The following is a 674-nucleotide window of genomic DNA, read 5'->3' as shown; positions in this document are numbered from 1 at the left end:
CGCCAAAAGGAAGCTCACCTTTCAGACCAAAAAGTCCTTCTCCACGCACCTCACAGCATATATCTTCAGTTTTTAATAGTTCACATACGATGTGCGCTTCTGCTGGATTTTTCGCGATAAAGATTTTCATCAAATACTGCCATTTGGCTGAGTAGGGGTTGGCCTGACCTTATTCATAACCCATTTTACGAGTATTGGAAACAGCCCCAGCAAAGCAAAAGATGCTAATACAGTCGGGGATACGATACCAGAAAGGCTATCAATGGTTGCTAACTGAGTACCAGCGTTAAGGTAAACGGCAGTACCAGGGAGCATGCCTATTTGACTGGTTAAATAAAAGCGCGCAATGCTCATAGGTGTTAATCCCATCAGTAGGTTGATGAGGAAAAATGGGAACACTGGAATCAAGCGCAAAGAAAACAGATAAAAAGCGCCATCCTTTTTTACTCCTTGGTTAATCGCAACAAGCTTTTCCCCAAATCTCGATTGAACCCAATCCCTAAGCAAATATCGGCTACTCAAAAAAGCTAAGGTCGCACCGATCGTACTGGCAAAAGAAACCAAAAGTAAGCTAAACCAAAACCCAAACAAAGCTGCGCCTAGCAAAGTAACCACTGCTGCTCCGGGAATAGAAAATGCGGTAATCGCAACATACGCTAAAAAATACACCGTGA

At 43.2% G+C, this 674-nt stretch carries 2 protein-coding genes; both read right to left on the bottom strand.

Translation table 11 applies throughout. The annotated features are described in order from the left end of the window. On the bottom strand, window positions 1–130 hold a 130-nt coding region (locus R8O10_RS25435; protein ID WP_412035178.1), incomplete at its 3' end, for a putative signal transducing protein. After that, the coding region (locus R8O10_RS25430) for a TVP38/TMEM64 family protein (protein ID WP_318191985.1) at window positions 130–674 on the bottom strand (545 nt) is incomplete at its 5' end. The genes R8O10_RS25435 and R8O10_RS25430, both read right to left, overlap by 1 nt.

The sequence above is a fragment of the Vibrio sp. 1727 genome, from assembly GCF_033344415.1.
In the GTDB taxonomy this organism is placed as follows: domain Bacteria; phylum Pseudomonadota; class Gammaproteobacteria; order Enterobacterales; family Vibrionaceae; genus Vibrio; species Vibrio alginolyticus.
Note: the sequence above shows the minus strand (reverse complement) of the source record. Positions and strands in the feature narration are given on the sequence as shown.